The 22657-nt window shown below is 26.8% G+C and carries 15 protein-coding genes; 10 read left to right on the top strand and 5 right to left on the bottom strand.

Annotated elements, in window-relative coordinates; translation table 11 throughout:
- Positions 1–113: 113 nt before the first annotated feature.
- The 7 genes from BHYOB78_RS09450 (at position 114) to BHYOB78_RS09420 (ending at position 12561) form a co-directional block, all read left to right on the top strand.
- On the top strand, positions 114–2066 hold the full coding sequence (locus BHYOB78_RS09450) for a methyl-accepting chemotaxis protein (protein WP_020063950.1): 1953 nt from the start codon (positions 114–116) through the stop codon (positions 2064–2066).
- Positions 2067–2332: 266 nt separating this feature from the next.
- On the top strand, positions 2333–4285 hold the full coding sequence (locus BHYOB78_RS09445; RefSeq protein WP_020063949.1) for a methyl-accepting chemotaxis protein: 1953 nt from the start codon (positions 2333–2335) through the stop codon (positions 4283–4285).
- 214 nt (positions 4286–4499) lie between these two features.
- Complete coding sequence (locus BHYOB78_RS09440; RefSeq protein ID WP_012670546.1) at positions 4500–6449, top strand: methyl-accepting chemotaxis protein; 1950 nt, start codon at positions 4500–4502, stop codon at positions 6447–6449.
- 21 nt (positions 6450–6470) lie between these two features.
- Positions 6471–7868 (top strand): PDC sensor domain-containing protein, encoded by a 1398-nt coding sequence (locus BHYOB78_RS09435; RefSeq protein WP_020063948.1) that lies wholly within the window; start codon positions 6471–6473, stop codon positions 7866–7868.
- A gap of 40 nt (positions 7869–7908) precedes the next feature.
- The gene (locus BHYOB78_RS09430) at positions 7909–9231 is read left to right on the top strand and encodes a PDC sensor domain-containing protein (protein ID WP_012670544.1); all 1323 of its coding nucleotides are present in this window, start codon (positions 7909–7911) and stop codon (positions 9229–9231) included.
- 67 nt (positions 9232–9298) lie between these two features.
- Positions 9299–10927 carry a peptide ABC transporter substrate-binding protein gene (locus BHYOB78_RS09425; RefSeq protein WP_020063947.1) on the top strand — a complete coding sequence of 543 codons (1629 nt, stop codon included), beginning with the start codon at positions 9299–9301 and terminating at the stop codon, positions 10925–10927.
- 35 nt (positions 10928–10962) lie between these two features.
- A complete protein-coding gene (locus BHYOB78_RS09420; protein ID WP_020063946.1) occupies positions 10963–12561 on the top strand; it encodes a peptide ABC transporter substrate-binding protein in 1599 nt (532 codons plus the stop codon).
- A gap of 73 nt (positions 12562–12634) precedes the next feature.
- Here the strand turns inward: BHYOB78_RS09420 and BHYOB78_RS09415 are convergent, their stop codons facing one another.
- The 4 genes from BHYOB78_RS09415 to mfd all read right to left on the bottom strand — a co-directional run bounded on the left by BHYOB78_RS09415 (position 12635) and on the right by mfd (position 20143).
- On the bottom strand, positions 12635–14515 hold the full coding sequence (locus BHYOB78_RS09415; protein ID WP_020063945.1) for a PTS fructose transporter subunit IIABC: 1881 nt from the start codon (positions 14513–14515) through the stop codon (positions 12635–12637).
- Positions 14516–14540: 25 nt separating this feature from the next.
- Positions 14541–15458, bottom strand: coding sequence for a 1-phosphofructokinase (gene pfkB, locus BHYOB78_RS09410; protein ID WP_012670540.1), 918 nt, complete (start codon positions 15456–15458; stop codon positions 14541–14543).
- A gap of 20 nt (positions 15459–15478) precedes the next feature.
- Positions 15479–16219, bottom strand: a complete 741-nt coding sequence (locus BHYOB78_RS09405) for a DeoR/GlpR family DNA-binding transcription regulator (protein WP_012670539.1) — start codon at positions 16217–16219, stop codon at positions 15479–15481.
- A 180-nt stretch (positions 16220–16399) separates the two neighbouring features.
- The gene (mfd, locus tag BHYOB78_RS09400) at positions 16400–20143 is read right to left on the bottom strand and encodes a transcription-repair coupling factor (protein ID WP_020063944.1); all 3744 of its coding nucleotides are present in this window, start codon (positions 20141–20143) and stop codon (positions 16400–16402) included.
- Positions 20144–20319: 176 nt separating this feature from the next.
- On the opposite strand from mfd, the gene BHYOB78_RS09395 reads away from it, so the two are divergent.
- The 3 genes from BHYOB78_RS09395 to BHYOB78_RS09385 all read left to right on the top strand — a co-directional run bounded on the left by BHYOB78_RS09395 (position 20320) and on the right by BHYOB78_RS09385 (position 22207).
- Positions 20320–20841: a hypothetical protein gene (locus BHYOB78_RS09395; protein ID WP_020063943.1), complete on the top strand. Its 522-nt coding sequence runs from the start codon at positions 20320–20322 to the stop codon at positions 20839–20841.
- A 131-nt stretch (positions 20842–20972) separates the two neighbouring features.
- On the top strand, positions 20973–21536 hold the full coding sequence (locus BHYOB78_RS09390; RefSeq protein ID WP_012670536.1) for a hypothetical protein: 564 nt from the start codon (positions 20973–20975) through the stop codon (positions 21534–21536).
- Positions 21533–22207 (top strand): ABC transporter ATP-binding protein, encoded by a 675-nt coding sequence (locus tag BHYOB78_RS09385; protein ID WP_012670535.1) that lies wholly within the window; start codon positions 21533–21535, stop codon positions 22205–22207. The genes BHYOB78_RS09390 and BHYOB78_RS09385 overlap by 4 nt, the downstream gene beginning before the upstream one ends.
- Here BHYOB78_RS09385 and BHYOB78_RS09380 read toward each other — a convergent pair whose 3' ends face one another.
- On the bottom strand, positions 22208–22558 hold the full coding sequence (locus tag BHYOB78_RS09380; RefSeq protein WP_020063942.1) for a PepSY-like domain-containing protein: 351 nt from the start codon (positions 22556–22558) through the stop codon (positions 22208–22210).
- Positions 22559–22657 lie beyond the last annotated feature (99 nt).

Below are 22657 nucleotides of genomic sequence, written 5' to 3'. Positions count from 1 at the left end.
ATATTGAATATATTTTATTATTAATAAATATTATAGCATAATTAATTTAATATTGAAAAATGGTATTATTTATACTATACTATATTTTGATAATTGTTTTAGGATTATTTATTATGTTAAAAAAATTAAATTTAAATATAAAAATTAGTTTAGTTATATTATTGCCTTTAATAATAATGCTTATAATATCAAATATTGTCAATATTATCTATGTAAGAAAATCAACTATAAAACTTATATATAGTGTACTTGACAATAAAGCTAAATATGAAGTAGTGATGTTAAAGTCTTTTATGTATAAAGATGCTGAACATATAATGGGTTTAGCTAATACTTTATCTGGATTTTATAATGATAATATTTTAGATAGAAATTTTTATGAAAAAACATCATACAATTTTTTGAATAATTTACCTAATAGAGTAAATGGATTATTAATAGCATTCGAACCTAATATAATTGGAAATGATAATGATTATATAAACTCTGAGAAATATGGTGTTTCAGGCGGACGATTCAATTATTATTTATCAAGAGATAATGATACTATTAAAGGTAATTATTTTGATAATAAAATATTTCAGGAAAAGCATTATACAGAAACTTTAAAAAGCGGAGAATTATATATTACAGATGTATATAGTTCTCCTTTGCATAATAATGCTATGATTTATACTTGGTCTGTACCGATAAAATCAGGAAATAGAACTATAGGTGTAATTTCTATAGATGTTCTTATAGAATCTATTTACGATATATTAGAAAATATAAAATTATTTAAAGGTACAACAACAACACTTTTTGATAATTCTGGATTTATTGTTTATGATAGTGATAAAAAAGAATATATATTTAAAGAACTTCATGATATATATCCTTATTATAGGGTTCACAATGTATTTGAAAATATTATAAATGGAAAGAATGTATTATTCCAAAATTTCAGCGGTACATTGAAAAAATATTATACATATTCATTTACTCCTATGGAAATAACAAAAAATAAATATTGGGGATTAAAAGTAACAGCTCCTGATGATGAAGTATTAAGAGAAAGTAATATTATAAGAAATGTTATGATTTCAATATCTTTAATGATAATTATTATAATTTCTATAATAGTTCCTATAATAATTAAAACAAAAGTATCAAATTTAATAAAGGTTTTAGCTAATGATATTACTTCTATGTCTCAAGGAGATTTAACTGTTGAGATACCTAAGGGATTTGAAAAAAGATATGATGAATGGGGAGATATAGCAAGAGGCTGGACTAAAGCTATGTATAACTTTAATAATATAATAAATACGGTAAAGCATTCAGCAGAGCAAGTTTCTACAGCAGCAAATCAAGTTTTAGTAGGAAATAATGACTTATCCCAGAGAACAGAAACTCAAGCTTCTAGTTTGGAAGAAACAGCAGCATCTATGAATGAGATGGCTAGTGCCATAAAGGAATCTGCAGAAAGTGTTTCTCAAAGTACTTCTATGGTATCAGATGCCAAAGAATCTTTGAATAAGGCTGGAGTAATAATTGAAGATAGCGTAAACAAAATGAATGATGTATATGAAGCTAGCGCTAAAATAATGGATATTACCAAACTTATAGAAGGAATAGCTTTTCAAACTAATATACTTGCACTTAATGCTTCAGTAGAGGCAGCTCGTGCTGGAGATCAGGGACGAGGTTTTGCTGTAGTAGCTAGTGAGGTAAGAAATTTAGCACAGAATACTCAGGAATCAGTAAAGAGTATTACTTCATTAATTACAGATAGTAATGATAAGATAAAATTAGCTGCAAGCAGTGTACAGGAATCTCAAACTATATTCAATGAAATATTAGAAAAAATGGATAGAGATTCATCTATAATGGATAGAATTAATATTGCAGCTCAGGAACAGGAAAAAGGTATTGATCAAGTTAATGCAGCTATCAGTAATATGGATGCTTCTGTTCAGAAAAATGCTGCTTTAGTATCTGAAGCTGCTTCAGCTTCAGAGTCTTTATTAGGCGAGGCTAATGATTTATTAAAAGCTATAGCATATTTTAATTTAAAAAATGATTAAAATAGAATTTTCAGTTCATTATTAATTTCTAGATAAATAATGTGCTGAAATTAATTAATTAATATTTAATGTGTTTTATTTTATAAATCAATATAATCGACTATTCTACATAAAATAGAGAATAAAATTAATAATTTATTAAAATAATGATATCTATAGCTATATTTTGAACAATGATAAATAAAATTTTTTTGTTATTGAAATTGCAAATATAAAATGTATAATAATTATTATGAAGATAAAAAATAAGTTTTATAGGGTTGATTATGGTTAAGAAATTTAGTCTTCAAATAAAAATTAGTTTGGCTATATTAGTTCCTTTACTAATTATGCTTATTATTTCAAATTCTATAAATATTGTATATGTAAAATCTGCCAGTAAGAATTTATCACACAGAGTATTAGAAGAGAGCTCAAAAGGAGAAGCTGCTCAATTATTATCATATATGAATGAGGATTTATATTCTCTTGTTGGATTAGAAAGGGTTATAAGAGGATTATATAATGATGGTACCTTAAGCAGACCATTTTATGAAAGACTTTTATATAGTTTTTTTGATGAACTTCCTCAAAAAGTTAATGGCTTGCTTATAGCATTTGAGCCTAATATGATAGGCAATGATGCAGATTATACTAATTCAGAAAAATATGGTCCTGCAAATGGACGTTTTAATTATTATTTATCAAGAAACAACAACTTTAAAATTCAAGCTTCATATTTTGATATGAAGATTTTTCAAAATGAGTCATATACAAAAGCTTTAAGTACAGGAGAAACATATATATCCGATGTATATAAATCACCTGTTAATGATAAAGATTTATTCTATACTTGGTCTTTGCCAATAAAAGTGTCAAATAAAGTAATAGGTGTAATATGTTTGGAAGTATTTGCGAATTCTCTTTATGATTCATTATCTAAAATAAAACCTTTTGAAGGAACAACAATTACATTATTTGATAATGCAGGAACTATAGTATATGATAGTGATAAAGCCGATTATATATCTAAAACACTTGATGAAATATACCCATACTACAATAAACATAATGTATTCAATAAAATAATAAGCGGAGAAAATTTACTATTTGAGAATTTCAGCGGAACATTAAAAAAATTCTACACTTATTCATTTACTCCAGTAGAAATATCAAAAGGAAAATATTGGGGATTAAAAATAACTGCTCCTAATGATGTTATATTGAGAGAGTCAAATATAATAAAAAATATAATGTTTATAATATCAGCATTAATAGTTATAATAAGTGCTGTAATAGTTCCTTTTATAATAAAGAGAAAAGTAACAAAATTAATAGGATATACAGCTAGAGATATTACTAAAATATCTAACGGCGATATATCTTTTCATATTTCAAAGGACTTTTTACAATTGAATGATGAATGGGGTGATATTGCAAGAGGATTAGAAAACACCTTAAAAAATTTAGGAAATGTAGTTTCTACTGTAAAAAAATCAGCAGAACAAGTTTCAAATGCAGCAAATGAAGTTTTAGTAGGAAATAATGATTTATCTCAGAGAACAGAAACTCAGGCTTCTAGTTTGGAAGAAACTGCAGCATCTATGAATCAAATGGCTAGTGCTATAAAAGAATCAGCTGAAGGTGTATCGCAAAGTACATCTATGGTAATGGATGTAAAAGAATGCGTAAATAAAGCTGGTGTTATAATAGAAGATAGTGTAAACAAAATGGATGCTGTTTATGAATCAAGCTCTAAAATAATGGATATTACCAAACTTATAGAAGGAATAGCTTTTCAAACTAATATACTTGCACTTAATGCTTCAGTAGAGGCGGCTCGTGCTGGAGATCAGGGACGAGGTTTTGCTGTAGTAGCTAGTGAAGTAAGAAATTTGGCACAGAATACTCAGGAATCAGTAAAAAATATTACTTCTTTGATAACAGACAGTAATAATAAGATAAAATTAGCGGCAAGCAGTGTACAAGAATCACAGACTATATTCAATGAAATATTAGAAAAGATGGATAATGTTTCCAATATAATGGATAAGATTAATACTGCATCACAGGAACAAGAAAAAGGTATTGATCAAGTTAATATGGCTATTGATAATATGGATTCATCTGTACAGAAAAATGCTTCTTTAGTGTCAGAGGCTACTTCTGCTTCTGAATCTCTTCTCAGTGAGGCTAATGATTTAATTAAAGCTATAGAATATTTTAAGCTGAAATCTTAATTCAAATAAGATTTTAATTATAAAAAAATTATTTAATTTATTTTTTATAATTGAAATATATATCTGAATTATGTATAATATTCGCATAAAAATATTATGGTTATTTTTTATTAATATAAAATTTGTTTAACTGTATCAATACTATTTTAATAAATTATATAATTAATAATTATATTTTATGAATTAAAAATTAATTTGATATAGAGGTTTATTTATGTTTAAAAGAGTAAGTCTTCAAATAAAAATTAGTTTAATTATATTAATACCATTATTGATAATGATAGCAATATCAAATATAGTTAATATTATCTATGTACAGAATGCTAGTACTAAATTATCATATAAAATATTAGAAGAGGTTGCAAAGGGAGAAGGGAATCAATTAACTGCTGTAGTGAAAGAAGATCTCTATCAAATAACTGGATTAAAATATACAATAGAAAATATGTATAATTCAGGTGTTATGGATAGAAATGCTTATGAGATTGTAACTAAAAATTTTTTTGGAATACTTCCTCAAACAGTAGTTGGTGTTATGCTTGCTTTTGAGCCTAATATAGTTGGTAATGATGCGGCATACAGCAATGTTTATCCTTTAACAAAAGGACAGCAAACTTATTATATATCAAGATCATCTGGAAATAATATTGAGGAGAGGGCTTTATCTGCTAATGATATAAATGCTGATTATTATACAGAGCCTATATCAAAAATGAAAGAGTATTTATCAGGTATATATGATTTTGATTTAGGAAATAATGATGTAGTAAAAATGTATACTTGGGCTATACCTATAATGTATCAAAATAAACCTATAGGTGTTATAACTGCCGACATAAAAATAGAAACATTAAATCCTACTATGAATAATATAAAACCTTTTGAAAATTCAGAAGGATTATTGTATGATCATTATGGCAATGTATTGTATGATGCTGGGGAAACTGAAAATTTGGGTAAGAATATGTATGATTTATATTCTCAATATAAAAATTATAATGTATTTGAGAAATTGTCCAGCGGAGGTACAGTATCATTTGAAAATTATACTAGTTATTATAAAGGAAAAGCAACATATTTTTTTGTACCATTAGAAGTATCAACCGGACAATATTGGATACTTGAAATAATGGCTTCTAATAAAGATATTTTCAAAGACAGTAATATTATAAGAAATGTTATGATAATTATATCTCTTCTTATTATTATAATAGCATCTATAATGATACCTATTATAATTAGAAATAAGGTTGTAAGAATAATAGTATTCTTATCAGAAGATATGCAGAAAATTTCTAATGGAGATATATCATTCAGAATATCACCTACATTTATTAATATGAATGATGAATGGGGAGATATAGCTAAGAGTTTAGATAATATAGTTAATAATTTGAATAAAGTTGTAAGAACAGTAAAAAGTGCTGCTGAAAGGGTTTCTACCGAAGCAAATCAAGTTTTAGAAGGTAATAATGATTTAGCACAGAGAACAGAATCTCAGGCTTCAAGTCTGGAAGAAACAGCAGCATCTATGAATCAAATGGCTAGTACTATAAAGGAATCTGCAGAGAGTGTTGCAGAAAGTACTTCTATGGTATCAGATGCCAAAGAATCTTTGAATAAGGCTGGTGCTATAGTAGAGGATAGTGTTAATAAAATGAATGATGTATATGAAGCCAGCACTAAAATAATGGATATTACTAAACTTATAGAAGATATCGCTTTTCAAACTAATATACTTGCACTTAATGCTTCAGTAGAGGCGGCTCGTGCTGGAGATCAGGGACGAGGTTTTGCTGTAGTAGCTAGTGAAGTAAGAAATTTAGCACAGAATACTCAGGAATCAGTAAAAAGTATTACAGCTTTAATAACTGACAGTAATGAAAAAACTAATTTAGCTTCTAAAAGTGTAAAAGAATCTAAGGAAATATTTGAAGATATATCTGTAAAAATGGATAGTGCTTCTAATATAATGGATAGAATTAATGTAGCTTCTCAAGAGCAGCAGAAGGGAATAGAGCAGGTGGATTTTGCAATTACAAATATGGATTCTTCTGTACAAAAGAATGCAGCTTTAGTAGAGGAGGCCACAGCAGCTTCTCAGGCACTACTCAAGGAGGCTAATGAACTTATAGATGTTATTGAATACTTTAAATTGCAGTAATGAGGAAAAATACAGTATATTATGAATAATAAAGTGAGTTTAAATATAAAAATAAGTTTATTTATTTTAATACCTATTACAATAATAATATTAGTATTTGGTGTTATAAATACAATATATACATATAAAATGACAAAACAAATGACATTATTTATAATATCTCAAATGGCTGAAAAAGAAGTATATGAAATAGAAAGTATTATTAACTTGGAATTAAATTATCTTAATAATGTAAAATATTCTGTAGAAAATCTATATAATTATAATGTAAGACAAAGAAGTTTATATGAATATCTAATGAATAGTCTTGCAAATGAAATGAGTACTAATGCTGTTTCTGTATCTTTAATCTTTTCGGATAATGCTGTTGATAACGATAATATGTATATTAATAATCCTCTTTATAAAGATATTGAAGGCAGATTGGGAATATCTTTTTTTAAAGATAAAAATAATATAGATAGAATCAATATGGATATGTCAGATTTGCAGTTCACTTATTTTGATACCATTGTAGAAACTAGAAAACCTTATATTACAAAATTGAATTATTATCCTATACTTGGAAAATATATGCCTATGTATACATACTCAATACCAATATTTTCCAAAGATGGTAATGTTGCGGCTGTATCCTCATTAAAAATATCTTTAGAGAATATAATTTTTTATGAAGATACAAACGGATTTACAATATCGCTATTTAATGAAAATGGTGATATTATGTACTGTACAACAGATATATATAGTATAGGAGAAAACATTACTAATTTATCAGATGTATATAAAAGCAGTGATTTAGAAAATACAATATATTCTAATAATACTATTTTGAAGGAATCATATAATAAAAAAAATTCAAGTAAATATTTCAATTTTTATAAGCCTCTTCATATTTTTGATGATTTATATTGGGGAATAGAATTAGCTGTTGATAGTAAGGCAGAATTCTTTAATCATTATGAAATTATAATAATGATATGGATTATTATAGCGGTAACAATTATTTTAATATTTATTACTGTACCATTTATTATTAATAAAAGGGTATTATCAATAATGAATAATTTAAATGATAATATTACAAAAATAAAGGAAGGCGATATATCTTGGAGCGTTTCTGAAAACTATTTAAATATGAATGATGAAATTGGAGATATGAGCAGAGAAATTGATAATACAGTAGTATATTTAAATGATTTGATTACTGCTGTAAAAGGAAGTGCTAATAAAATTTCTGAAAACTCAAATAATATATCTGAGTTTGTATATAAAATTAATGACTTAAGCAATAACAATGAAATGGAACAAAATCAAAATTCAAGGATTGTAAGTAATGTAAATGAAAATTTAAAGTCTCTTTTAGAAGAGTCAAGGGATTTACAAAAAATAATAAAATATTTTAGACTAAGAGAATAAAAATATAAAAAATATTTTTGGGATTAAATTTTATAATATTATGAATAGCAAAAATAGTTTAAATATAAAAGCAAGTTTATTTGTTATAATACCTACAATAATAATAATAGTTATATCAGGCATTGTGGCCATTATACATACTTTTAATATTTCTAAAAAAGATTCATTAGTAACGGTAGAGCATATATCTGAAGTTGAATTATTAAATATGAGAGATTTAATTAATAATGAATTAAATTATATGAAAAGTATAAAACTTGTTGCTGAAGAATTATACAGCAGTAATATAAAAAATAGAAATATATACGAAAATTTTATGTATAAATTCTCTAAAAAAATAAGTAAAAATGTTGAGGCAGTTTTTTTAATATTTCTTCCAAATGTTATTGATAATGACAGTATGTATAAAAATAATAGTCTATATAAAAATATAAACGGACAATTTGGAATATACATGGCCAAAGATGAAAATGGTAATATATCAAGATTCAGCGCTGAAAATTTATATTTAAAATTATCATTTATAGATGATACAATAGAAAAAAAAGAGATGTGTATAACTCCTATATATACTATTCAGACACAAAACGGATACAAGCAAGTACAAACTTGTTTGATGCCTATATTTTCAAATGATGATGAAATTATAGGAGTAATTGGTTTGGATGTAAGTTCAGATAGTATGAATTTCAATAAAGGAGAAAATATTACAACTACTTTATTCGATGAAAGAGGAAATATTATTTACTGCAATAATGATATTGAAATTATAGGTGAAAATTTTACTAATTTATATCATCCTTATAATAATTACAATGTACTAGATATAATTAATTCTAATGAAAGTTTAATAGTAGAAAAATATAATTTTAAAAATTTAAATAGATATTTTCATGTTATAAAACCTATTAATCTATTTGATAATGTATATTGGGGAATTGAAGTAGCGATACCGTCAATTATGGTATTAAAAAATAATTATAAAATTGCTATAATGATTGGAATTATGGTTTCTATAATGATTATTTTAATAATAATTATAGTACCTAATATCATAAATAAGAAAGTAATACCTGTAATAAATTTTTTTAATAAAACTAAAGTTAAATCAGATTATATATTTACTGATGATAAAATTATAGATATGAATACAGATGAAGGCAAGACTATAAAATATTTAAATGATATTATTGAAGCAGTAAAAGGAAAAATTTATTATTCTAAATCAGAAGTGCTACATGAACAACATAAATCAAACAGCAATTATAAATTTGTAAATGAGGCTTCTGAAAACTCTAAATCACTTTCTGAGGAATCAGAAGAATTAAAAAATATTATAGAATATTTCAAACTAATAAAATAATATTGTTTGACATTAAATGTTATAAAATATATACTTAGTTTAAATAAAATACTGTTTGGATAATAGAATGTTTAAAAAATATTATATTTTCATAATTATTTTGATGTCTGTAACTATATCTTGTACAAAAATAGAAGAAACTATTAATCATAGTGCTCCTTCAGGCAAGTATTTTTCATTGCTCATAAATATAGGACAAGAACCATATACTATGGATCCTAGTAAAAATGTAACAGGTGACAGTTTAATATATTTGAATCATATATTTGAAGGTTTAGTAAGTAAAGATAAAGACGGTAAAATCATACCGGCAGCTGCTCAAAGTTGGAATATAAGTTCTGATGGTCTTGTATATACATTTAATCTTAGACAAGATGCTTATTGGTCTGACGGCAATCCTGTTTTAGCAAAAGATTTTGTTTATTCTTTCAGAAGACTATTTGATCCTAATACTAAAAGTAAATTTGCATATCAATATAATTTTATTAATAATTCTAAAAATATTCTTAATGGTGAAATGGAAACTAAATATTTAGGTGTAGAAGCTATAGATGACTATACATTAGAAATAGTTTTGGATATGCCATTAACTTATTTTCTTGAAATTTTATCCTATCCTACATTTTATCCTTTGAGAGAGGATATAATAAATCTATATAAAGATAATTGGACTGAAAATCCTGATACTTTTATAGGAAACGGTCCATTTAAAGTTGTAGATAGAAAAATAGGTGAAGTTATTATAATGGAAAAAAATGAATTTTATTGGAATAATAAAGAAGTTATACCAAGCAGATTAGAGTTTATATTGAAAAATGATCCGCAATATTCTTTAAATTCTATGAAAAACGGATTGCTCCATTTCTCAAGAAACTTTCCTATAGAGCATATAATATCATTGCAAAGAGCCGGATATATACATAGTGTTCCTAGAATATCAACATATTTTTACTTTTTAAATACAACTAATAAAGCATTATCTGATATAAATGTAAGAAAGGCATTATCACTTGCAATTGATAGAAATTATATAGTTGAAAATATTACTAAAAATGGAGAAAGGCCGGCTGCTGCTTTTGTACCTTATGGTATACCTGGATTTTTTGGAGATTTTAGAGAAAATGGCGGAGACTATATAGACATAGATCAAAAAAATTATGAGAATAATATCAAAGAAGCAAAAAGATTTATGATACTTGCTGGGTATCCAAATGGAAATGGTTTTCCTGTAATGACTTTAAAAACTACTTATGGAGTACATAAAAATATATTTGAAGCAATACAAAAAATGTGGAAAGAAAATTTAGGTATTGAAGTAAATATAGAAGAATTAGAATTATCAGATTTATTTAATCAAAGATTCGATAAAAATTTTGAAATTGCAAGCGGAGGCTGGAATGGAGATTTTAATGATCCTATAAATTTCCTTTCTGTATTTTTAAGTACATCTCCTAATAATAATAGTCTTTATAGTAATAAAAGGTATGATGATTTGATAAAGACAGCTACATTAATTACTGATTTATCTCATAGAATGATGACTATGCATAAGGCTGAAGAATTATTAATTAATGATATGGCAATAATACCTATATATTTCTCTACTGAACCTATATTAGTATCACCGAAATTGAAGGGTGTTTTGTATGATTCTATGGGACAGCATAGTTTTGTGAAAGCATATTTAGAAGATTGATTTACATTTAATATAATTGTTAGGAGTTAATCACAATGAAAAAAATATTTATTTTATTTATGATTTTTATATCATTTATAATATCATGTTCTAATAATAAATCAGAAGATGGTATATCTATATTTATTAATACAGGACCTGAACCAAACACTATAGATCCTAGTATAAATGTAACTTCAGATGCAATATTTTATTTGATGCATACATTTGAGGGATTGCTAGAGAAGGATATGAATGGAAAATTGATTCCAGGAGTTGCTGAGAGTTGGGAGATAAGCGAAGACGGACTTACTTATACATTCAAGCTTAGAACTAATTCTAAATGGACAGACGGAAAAACAGTTGTTGCTGGTGATTTTGTATATTCTTGGCAAAGAGTTGTTGATCCTGCTACAGGCAGTCAATATGGATATCAGCATGAGCCTGTAAAAAATGCTAAAGCAATAACTGCAGGAGATATGCCTAAAGAAAGTTTAGGTATAAAAGCAATAGATGATTATACTTTGGAAGTTCAGTTAGAAGCTCCTACAGCATATTTTTTAGAACTTTTAACTTTCCCTACATTTTATCCGCTTAGAAAGGATATTATAGAACAATACGGAGATGAATGGACTTTAAATGCTGATACTTATATAGGAAACGGAGCTTTCAAACTTATAGAAAGAAACAGAGATGAAAGCCTTGTAATGGTAAAAAATACTAATTATTGGAATATAGAAGATATAGTTCCTGATAAAATAACATTTGTTCTTATGGAAAATGAAACTGCTTCTGTTGCAGGTGTCAAAGCTGGTTCTTTGCATTTTGCAAGATCTTTCCCAAGACAGGATATAAAGACACTTCAAAATGAAGGACTTATAGTAATAAAGCCTAGAATATCATCATATTATTACTGCTTAAATTTAACTAATGAAATATTAAAAGATGTAAGAGTAAGAAGAGCATTATCTCTTGCTATTGACAGAAATTATATAGTAGAGCAGATTACAAGAGGCGGAGAGAAACCTGCGGGGGCTTTAGTTCCTTTCGGAATATCAGACTATGAAGGAGATTTCAGAGAAAACGGAGGAGAATATATAGATATAACTAAAGACGGATATGTTAAGAATGTAGAAGAAGCCAAAAAATTGATGGCTGAGGCAGGATATCCTAATGGAGAAGGTTTTCCTGTTATGGAGTTTAAAGCAGATCCTGGATTACATGTAAAAATATTTGAAGCTGTTCAGCAGATGTGGAAAGAAAATCTTGGTATTGATGTAACTTTAACTCAGGAAGAATGGGCTGTATTTTTGCAGACAAGATATGATAGAAATATAACTATGGCTAGGGGAGCTTGGAATGGAGATTTTGATGATCCTGTAAACTTTATGGCTTTATGTTTGAGTTATTCTCCTAATAATTACAGTGTTTATAGTAATAAGGCTTATGATGATATGATAAATGAGGTTATGCTTTCAGGAGATCAGAAATTCAGGATGCAGACTATGCATAAAGCAGAGGAAATGCTAATGAGAGAAGAAGCTATAATACCCATATATTATTATACAGAACCTTTACTTGTATCTCCTAAATTAAAAGATGTTTATTATGATTCTCTAGGATTTCATAAATTCCATCATTGTTATTTAGAATAGTTTTATTTTATTAAAATATAAAAATAGGCTGTATCTTTATTTAAGGATACAGCCTTTTTTAAGAAGATATATGTTAATTTTCTACAGGTTTCTTAATAAATCCAAGTAAAACAGCAGTGATTACAGAACCTATCACAATAGCAAGTAAGTACATTATAGGATTATTAACTATAGGAAGAACAAATATTCCTCCATGAGGAGCTCTAAGTTCTATATGAAAAGCCATAGTCAAAGCACCAGAGATTGCAGCACCTATTATACAAGAAGGAATTACTCTTATAGGATCTGATGCAGCAAATGGTATCGCTCCTTCAGTTATAAATGAAAGTCCCATAACATAGCAAGTTTTTCCAGCATCTCTTTCATCGGCTGTGAATTTATTTTTAAATATTGTAGTAGCCAATGCTATTCCTAAAGGAGGAACCATTCCGCCAGCCATAACTGCAGCATGAGGAGCATATTGTCCTGAAGCTATCATAGCTATACCGAAAGTGAAAGCAGCTTTATTTATAGGGCCTCCCATATCAGTTGACATCATAGCACCAAGTAAAGCACCTAAGAATATTAAATTTCCTGTTCCTAAATTCTTTAAGAAATCAGAAAGTCCTGAATTAATAGCAGCTATTGGATCAACAATGAATAAATACATTATTGCACCAGTAAAGAATATACCGAATAAAGGATATAGTAAAACAGGCTTAATTCCTTCCAAACTTTCAGGCAATTTGCTGAATATTTTCTTAAATAAAAGAGTTATATATCCGCCTAAAAAACCTCCTATTAAACCGCCTAAAAATCCGCCGCCGCTATTTAATGATATTAATCCTCCAACCATAGCAGGAGCAAATCCTGGTCTGTCAGCTATACTCATACCAATGAATGCAGCCATTACAGGAACCATTAGGAAGAATGCATTTCCGCCGCCTATATCATTTAAAAGTTTGGCAAATGCATTGTATGAAGGATCATTTGGATTGCTTGCATTAATACCGAACATAAATGAAAATGCTATTAATATACCTCCGCCTACAACAAATGGAAGCATATTTGATACCCCTGACATCAAATGTTTATATACACCTGTTTTTGGTTTCTTAGCAAATTTATTTGAAGCCTGACTGTTGTCTTCATTGCTATGATATATAGGAGCAGTTTGATTTACAGCATTGTTTATTAATCTTTCAGGATCTTTTATAGCCTCTTTTACTCCTACTATATCAACATTCTTTCCTGCAAATCTTTCCATAGCAACATTTTTATCAGCAGCTACTATTATACCTTTTGCATTTTTTATTTCATCTTTTGTAAGTTCATTTTTAACACCGCTTGAACCGTTAGTTTCTACTTTGATAGTGATGCCGAGTTCTTTACCTTTTTTAAGCAAGGCATCAGCAGCCATATAAGTATGTGCTATTCCTGTAGGGCAAGCTGTTACTGCTAATACTTGATATGAATTATTACTGCTGCTGCTTTCCTGATTTAATGATGAGTTTTCATTATCTTTTTCAGCATTTTTTATTAATATATCCAAAACTTCTTCTTTGCTTTTTACATTTAGAAGTGCCTCTCTTATATCATCTTCAAGAAGCATAGTAGTTATTTTTGATAATAATTCTATATGAGAATCATTTGAATTTTCAGGAGCTGCTATCATAAAAAATAAATGAGAAGGCTTTCCGTCTAATGATTCATAATCAACACCCTGTTTTGAAATACCTATTGCAACAGTAGGAATTTTTACTGCATTAGTTTTACCATGCGGTATTGCTATTCCTTCTTCCATACCTGTTGAGCTTTGAGATTCTCTTTTTAGTATTTCTTGTTTATACTTTTCTCTGTCATTTAATTTACCATTATTATAGAGAATATCTACCATTTCATCTATAATTTCCATTTTAGTTTTTCCCTTTAGATCAATATTAATACAATCTAAAGTTATAACATCTTTTAGCATTTTTTAGCCTCCATTTATATAAACTTTAATTAATTTTTTTTATTTCTACTTTTTCTAGAAATTTTTTCATGTTTTCAAATGTACTCAATCCTTCAGAGCATGCAGTAGAACTTCCGCTTGCTATAGCATATTTATAAGCATCTATTATATTTAAATTATTGCTTATGCCGTAAACTATACCTGCAACCATAGAATCCCCCGCACCTACAGAACTTATTAATTTTCCTTCAGGAGCATTTCCAATATATGCTTCATCTTTTGTTATAAGTACGGAACCATCTTTGCCTAGAGAAACTATAACATTTTCACTTCCTTCTTTTATTAATTCTCTAGCATATTTTATGATATCTTCTGTAGATTCTATTTTCTTATTGAAATATTCTCCTAACTCTTTTTTATTAGGTTTTGTGAGAAATACTTTTTCTTTTAATCCGAATTTGAATGCCTCATCTCTTGCATCAAGTATTACCTTCATATTTTTATTTGCACTTGATATTATATCTTTATATATACTGCTTTCTATAGAATTAGGAACACTTCCTGATAATACTAATATATCATTTTCTTTTATATTATTTTTTATATAATTTAAAAGTTCATTAACTTTTTCTTTTGAAATATTAGGCGATTTTCCTGCTATTTCACTTTCTGTTTTACTTGTTTTTAATTTTATATTGATTCTTGTATCTTCTTCTAAATAAATAAAGTTTTCTTTAATTCCGTATTCTTTAATATGCTTTTTTATATAATCTCCTGTAAAGCCTCCGCAGAATCCTAAAGCAACAGAATCAATATTAAAATTTTTTAAAACTTTAGAAACATTTATTCCTTTTCCTCCGGCTAATGTATAGGCATTATTAACTTTGTTTAATTCTCCTTCTTCAAAGTTATTCATGTCTATATAATAGTCTATAGCCGGGTTTAATGTTAAAGTATATATCATAAATAATCCCTCACTTTTTATTAATTAACAATATATAAGTATTTTAATTTATTTTTTATATTTTCATTTATTTCTTTAGCATTTGTTATTAAATATGAATCCTCTAAATTACAAAAATTTACAAAACTTTTTTTGTTGAATTTAGATTCATCGCATAGAAAATATGTTTTATTTGCTTTAGTGCATGCCTCATTTTTTATTAATGCTTCTTCACTATCAGGAGTAGAGTAGCCGTTAATATCTATTCCATTTGCTCCCATAAATGCTAAATCAAAATTAAAATTCTTTATTGATAAAACAGCACTAGATCCAACTAAAGCACCTGTAAGCATTTTCATTTTTCCGCCTATTAAGTATGTTTCTATTTTTTTGTTATAAAGCTCTTCTATATGGCTTAGTCCGTTAGTTACTACTTTTATATTTTCTATTCCAGCTAAATATTTAATCATAGCAAAAACACTTGTTCCCGCATCTAAATATATTGTACTACCGCTTTCAACTAATGAAGCAGCAAACTTTCCTATTTTTTCTTTTTCTTCTGAGTATATTTCTTTTTTGTATATTAAACTTTCTTCCTGTGTATCAACTAATATAGCACCGCCATGAACTCTTCTTATCTTTCCTGCTTTTTCAAGAAATGTTAAATCTCTTCTAATTGTTGCCTCTGAAACATTAAGCCTTTCAATCAATTCTTCAATTTTGATATTCTTTTTTTCTTTTATAACTTCAAAAATTAATTCATATCTGCTTACTTTCAGCACTTTTATTATCCCTTTCTTTTATCCTTATGCTAATAATTATAGCAAAAAAACGATAAAAATCAATCAAAATCAATCAAAAATAATCAATTTCAATCAAAAAATATAAAAAAAATCTATATTAAGTATAATTTGTAGCATATTATTATACTTAATATAGATTAAATAAATTAAATAACTATATTATTTTTTATTTACTTTTATTAATTTGGGAGATTTTCTTGATATTGTTCTTTTTTTATTTGTTTTATTATTTTTTAGATTAGCTTCTGCTATGCTCATTTTAGAGTTTTCTTTTTTATTATCTTCTTTATTTGTATTGCTTTCATTATTTTCATTTTTAGAATCAGTATCTGCTGTATAATTTTCACTTTCTATTGCCAGAATAACATTTCTTATTTTTTCTAATTTCCATTCAATATCATTTTCTTTTTCATGTATAACCGGTATTATTAATTGATTAAGATTATCCTTATCAAAATAAACTCCTGAATTTTTTGTATTGATTAAATTTATAAGTTTATCAGTATCTATTTTTGAAAGTTTATCAAGTTTAAGATATATATTGTAATGCCCTTCTATAACAGATAATATTCTCATTCTTTTTAATATGATTTTTACTTTTGCTATATCAAAAATATCTTCCAATTCTTTCGGAAGTTTTCCATATTTATCAATCATAAACTCTTTAGAATATTCAATATCTTCATCGCTTTGAGAACGCATTATTAATTTATAAGCGGATATTTTTTCTTTTGAATCTGCTATATAAGAATCAGGAATAAATAAATTATGTTTTAAGTCTATAACTGTATCGAATGTTACTTCTTTTATTTCACCTTTATATTCATTTGCAGCTTCTTCAAGCATTTGAGTATATAATTCATAGCCAACCTGATATATCATACCGGATTGCTCTTTGCCTAAAATATTTCCAGCTCCTCTTATTTCTAAATCACGCATAGCTATTTTGAATCCTGCCCCTAAATCAGTATGCTCGGATATAGCTTCAAGTCTTTTATATGCAACTTCTGTTAATGCTAAATCACTAGGATAGAACATATAAGCATAAGCCTCTCTGTCGCTTCTTCCAACTCTTCCTCTTAATTGATAAAGTTCGGATAATCCTAATTTATTTGCATTATCTATTAGTATGGTATTGGCATTAGGTATATCTATTCCATTTTCTATTATTGTAGTTGATACTAATATATCATATTTATGGTTAATAAAATCGCCCATTATTTTTTCAAGCTGATGTCCTGTCATTCTTCCATGGGCAACGCATATTCTTGCTTTAGGACAAAGTTTTTTTATCATAAGTGCGAATGATTCTATAGTATCTATTCTGTTATAAAGATAGAATACTTGTCCTTCTCTTTTCAATTCTCTCTCTATAGCATTTACAACAGCATCTTCGCTGAACTCAGTAACGAAAGTTTTTACAGGTATTCTATTTAATGGAGGAGTTTCTATTATGCTTATATCTCTTATTCCTGTTAAAGCCATATTTAAAGTTCTAGGTATAGGAGTAGCTGAAAGAGTAAGAACATCAGTTTCTAATCTTAATTTTTTTAATGCCTCTTTATGCTTAACTCCGAATCTTTGCTCTTCGTCTATAACTATAAGTCCTAGATTTTTAAACTCTATATCTTTTGATAAAAGCATATGAGTTCCTACTATCAAATCGCATGAACCTTCTTTTAATAATTCTTTATTTCTTTTTGCTTGTTTGCTTGTAACGAATCTATTTAAAACTTCTATTTTTATAGGAAAATCTTCAAATCTTTTTTTAGCGTTATTATAATGCTGTTGTGATAATATTGTAGTAGGGCATAATATAGCACATTGCTTTCCTGCCATTATAGCTTTAAATACAGCTCTGAATGCCACTTCTGTTTTTCCAAATCCAACATCACCGCATACAAGTCTATCCATCATCTTTCCGCTTTCCATATCATCTTTTATATCATTAATAGCCCTTAACTGATCAACAGTTTCCTCATAACGAAACGAAGCTTCAAAATCGTCCTGCCATTGAGTGTCAGGCCCATAAACATTTCCTCTGATATTAGATCTTATAGCATAAAGTTTTATTAATTCCCTTGCAGTAGCTAATGCATCTTCTCTTGCCTTGCTCTTTATTTTATCCCAAGCACTTCCGCCTAACTGAGTTAATTTAGGAGCTTCACCATGCCCTGATATATATTTCTGCACGAAGTTCATCTGTTCTACAGGTATATAAAGTTTATCTCCTTTGGCATATTCCAATGTTATATAGTCTTTTTCTTTTCCATTGGACATTTTTCTTGTAAGACCTAAATACTTTCCTATACCATAATTGACATGAACAGCATAATCTCCTACATTCAAATCTACAAATGTTTCTATTAAGTTTTTATTGACTTTAGGTATCTTTCTTACCTTTTTTCTTTTTCTTCCGAATACTTCCCAGTCTGCTATGAATATTGTTTTTATATCATCTTTTATGAAGCCAGATGATGATTGTGCTGTTATTATATAAAAATTATTTTCATTTTTTGAATAATCTTTTTTTATTTCTTCTTTTTTATTAGTATCTTCAAGAATTATCTCTTTATTATCTTCATTATTATCATCGTTTTCTTTAATATCATTGTTTATTTCTTTATTATCAGAATTTTCTTCCTTATCTTTAATATCTTCTGTATCTTCAATATCATTTTCAGTTATAATAGTAGGAGATAAATCCTGCATTATCTTATAAAATCTCAATGCCTGATCATTATGTCCTGTAGATAGAATGATTAAATAATCTTTTTCTCTATATTCTTTAACATAATCAAGAAAATCTGTTAATCTGGATTTAAAAGAAATACCTTCTTCAAAATGAAATTTATATATATCTATATCTGTTATGAAAGGGGAAATATTTATTGCTTTTTTTACTATTTCAGAAAAATAATTATTGTCTATATATAGTTTATAAATATCTTCTATTATAGTAAACATATTATCTATATCATTGAAATTTTCTTTTATAGTGTCTATTATACTAATAAATTTATTTTTTAATTTTAAAGCATCATCAATGAATACATAACCATAATCAAAATAATCAAATATAGTTTCTAAATCTTTATAAAAAATAGGCAGTAAATTTTCACTTCCGGCGAAATACTTTCTTTTTATTATATTGTCTTTAAGTTCATCTTCGATTTCATTATTATTTAGAAATTCACTCACCGCCGAATCACTGTAAATAGTTTCTCTTACAGGATAAATGATTATATTTTCTACACTTTTAAAAGATCTTCCGTCTTCTATATTAAATAATCTTATGCTTTCTATTTCATCATCAAATAATTCTATTCTAATAGGGTTATTATATTCAACAGAAAATATATCTACTATACTTCCTCTAACAGAAGCCGTACCTTTTTCAGCAACTTCTCTTTCTATAACATATCCCAAATCGTATAATGTTAATCTTAAATTATCCAAATCCAATTTATCGCCTACATTTAAATGTATAGGCAGTTTTTTCAAATCATCTCTATTAGGTAATTTTCTAGTTACAGCATTTACAGTTGTTATTATTATACATTTTTCTTTATTTATTAATTTATATAAAATATTTATTCTATCCTGTGCTATATCACTAACAGGCGACATTTTGGTAAAAGGAACTGTATCATAATCAGGAAAATAGTAATTAGGTATATTATAAAAATTTAAAGACTGGCTTAGAAGCATAGCATCGCTTTCATTTTCTTTAATTATTAAAATACTTTCATTTTTATTGAAAAGAGAAGCAAAAAATAAAGAATCACTTCCGCCTTTTAGTCCTGTTAAACTTTTAACTGTTTTAATATCGAAATTTAAAAATTCTTCGCTTTTTGAAAATCTTTCTATTAATTCACTATATATTGATTCATTATTATGCATATTACTTTTACCGTTTATATAAGGTATTAAAAATGTTAATATATAATAAATATTATTTTATTAAATAGCAATAGTTTATAATGCAAAGACTATGAAAAATATCATAAATATAATTTTATATGGTAATTAATTTTTATGCCGAGAATATAGAAAATATTTTATCAAGGACTTTTATTTTGAAATTCTATAGTATAGTAGTTTTGTTGTTTATAATAACATCTTGTGCATCTAATGTTAAGGTTTCCGAAAGCAAATATAATAGCGTGTGGATAAAAGCGGTTAAGGGTAAAAGTGTATTAGCTCCTAACGGATATTTATATACATTCAAAGAAAATGGAAATGTAGAATATAAGATAAATGGTATGAAAAGAGGTACTGGAATATTTTTATATGCAGAAAGTCCGACTAATGCTTATTATTATGAAAAAATGCCGTTAAATTATGTCGCTTATGATGTAAAAGGTTCTATACCTGATGATAAAGTAAATATGCTTGTAGGCTTTATTTTGAATAATGGTAAATTGGAAATGACCGCAGGATATACTAAAGCATACAAACAAAGATTATCTGATTGGAAAAAAAGCAATTTAACTATATACAATACTTTAAGAGAAGGAAAAGATATGTCTGAATATCCTATACCTTTGATAGAAGAAGTAGATAATTTTAACACAATAAAATTTGGAACATTAAGATAATTACTAATTAATACCAAAAAATAAATTTGCTTAAGTAATTGTAAATAATATCGATATTGAATTCAGAAGTACCTGTATTATATTTTACAAAGATACTACTAATAGGTTAAAAAAAATAAAAGGTTTTTATTGTGTATAATTCGACTATAGGATATGCTTCAAAACTTATTAAAGGAAGTATTGTTTTTTCAATAATCATATTTATTTCATTATCTCAGCTTATGGCTGTAACTTCTATATTCAGCTTGGTATGGAAATATGAAATATTATTAAATGAAAATATACCTTTTTTTAGAGAGTTTTCTATATATGCTTTATTTATAGGAATATTAATAATAGGAGTATTATATTCTGCAATATCTAGTTCATATATATTTTCAAAGAACAGCAGAATGTTTTCTACTTTGCGTATATTTGGAGCTACTAAATTAGCTATAAGAAAATTAGCTATATTGATAAGCCTTTTGTATCCTTTAGTATCATTTTTAATTTGTATTATAGAAATGCTTATCTTATATTTAAGATACAGTTCATACATATTAACTTTAATAGAATTTTCCGATGTAATCAATGGGGCTTATGTAGTATTATTGGCAAATGCTGCATTAATAATAGGATTTATGATCGGAGCTTTTATTTCTAATTCTATACTTTTACACAAAGATCCTTATGACGATTTGAGGGGAACACTATGAATATAAAAATAATCAATGTATCAAAGGTTTTCCCTTTGGGAGTTAATCAATGCAATGCCTGTGAAGATATTAGTTTAGATATTAATCAAGGCGATTTTATAAGTTTTGTAGGGCATACAGGAAGCGGAAAAAGTACGCTCCTTAGTATAATAGGCGGCATACTTAAACCTACAAGCGGAACTATATATTATGACTCTTTCAAATTGAATGGAGCTAATGAAGATGTTCTTGCAAGTTTTAGAAGAGAATATTTTTCATATATATTTCAATATCCTGTTATTATACCAACAATAAGTGTTATAGATAATATATTAATGCCTTTGGCTTTTAAACATAAAATTACAGAAGAAAAAATAAATCAAACTAAAGAAAATATAGAATTATTTTCTCTTAAAGATAAGATATATTCTAAAGCATCTAATTTGTCAGGCGGTGAAATGAAAAAAGTTGCTATATTAAGGGCTTTGGCTTATGGATGTAAATGCTTAATAGCAGATGAGCCTACAAGTGATCTTGATCCTGCAACTACAAAAACTTTGATGGAGATACTTACAACCATTAATAAACAAGGAACTAGTATAGTTATGGTTACACATGCTCATAATATAGCAGCTTATGCTAATAATGTTTATGAGATGTCTAATGGCAAAATAGTTCGTTGTTTGAAATAATTAATTGCTGTATATATGCATTTCCAAATAATGATCTAATATTACTCTATACGAATTAATGATTTTCCTTATTTCATTAATATCTAAATTTTCGTATTTATATTTTGTTTCAAATCTTTTTAATTTACTTATTTTATTCTGAACTACATCAGGAATGACATCTTCCGGAAGCCTTGTTTGGCTGTTAATAGATATCCAATTGCCATTCTCATCGAATGTGATGAATACTTCATTATCAAGTTCTACTTTGAAGATATTATCTTCTTTTTCGATTTCTACTATTTGCGCTTTAAGAAATTTACTCTTTATAAATATTTCTGCCTCATAGGGAAGTTCTAGTGTAGTATCCATAATTTAACCCCAAAAAATAACATATTAATATTATCTATATTTTTATATATTTAATAAGTAATTTTTTTCTTTAACATAAAAAATTGTAATTAATTAAAA

Origin of the sequence: Brachyspira hyodysenteriae ATCC 27164 (genome assembly GCF_001676785.2) — a bacterium.
Lineage (GTDB): Bacteria > Spirochaetota > Brachyspiria > Brachyspirales > Brachyspiraceae > Brachyspira > Brachyspira hyodysenteriae.
Note: the sequence above shows the minus strand (reverse complement) of the source record. Positions and strands in the feature narration are given on the sequence as shown.

What these genes read in the sequence shown, in the direction of transcription:
- mfd (WP_020063944.1), bottom strand. Translation starts at nt 20,143, where the DNA reads ATGCATAATAATGAATCAATATATAGTGAATTAATAGAAAGATTTTCA.
- BHYOB78_RS09425 (WP_020063947.1), top strand. Translation starts at nt 9,299, where the DNA reads ATGTTTAAAAAATATTATATTTTCATAATTATTTTGATGTCTGTAACT.
- BHYOB78_RS09430 (WP_012670544.1), top strand. Translation starts at nt 7,909, where the DNA reads ATGAATAGCAAAAATAGTTTAAATATAAAAGCAAGTTTATTTGTTATA.
- BHYOB78_RS09450 (WP_020063950.1), top strand. Translation starts at nt 114, where the DNA reads ATGTTAAAAAAATTAAATTTAAATATAAAAATTAGTTTAGTTATATTA.
- BHYOB78_RS09435 (WP_020063948.1), top strand. Translation starts at nt 6,471, where the DNA reads ATGAATAATAAAGTGAGTTTAAATATAAAAATAAGTTTATTTATTTTA.
- BHYOB78_RS09415 (WP_020063945.1), bottom strand. Translation starts at nt 14,515, where the DNA reads ATGCTAAAAGATGTTATAACTTTAGATTGTATTAATATTGATCTAAAG.
- BHYOB78_RS09420 (WP_020063946.1), top strand. Translation starts at nt 10,963, where the DNA reads ATGAAAAAAATATTTATTTTATTTATGATTTTTATATCATTTATAATA.
- pfkB (WP_012670540.1), bottom strand. Translation starts at nt 15,458, where the DNA reads ATGATATATACTTTAACATTAAACCCGGCTATAGACTATTATATAGAC.
- BHYOB78_RS09380 (WP_020063942.1), bottom strand. Translation starts at nt 22,558, where the DNA reads ATGGATACTACACTAGAACTTCCCTATGAGGCAGAAATATTTATAAAG.
- BHYOB78_RS09385 (WP_012670535.1), top strand. Translation starts at nt 21,533, where the DNA reads ATGAATATAAAAATAATCAATGTATCAAAGGTTTTCCCTTTGGGAGTT.
- BHYOB78_RS09445 (WP_020063949.1), top strand. Translation starts at nt 2,333, where the DNA reads ATGGTTAAGAAATTTAGTCTTCAAATAAAAATTAGTTTGGCTATATTA.
- BHYOB78_RS09440 (WP_012670546.1), top strand. Translation starts at nt 4,500, where the DNA reads ATGTTTAAAAGAGTAAGTCTTCAAATAAAAATTAGTTTAATTATATTA.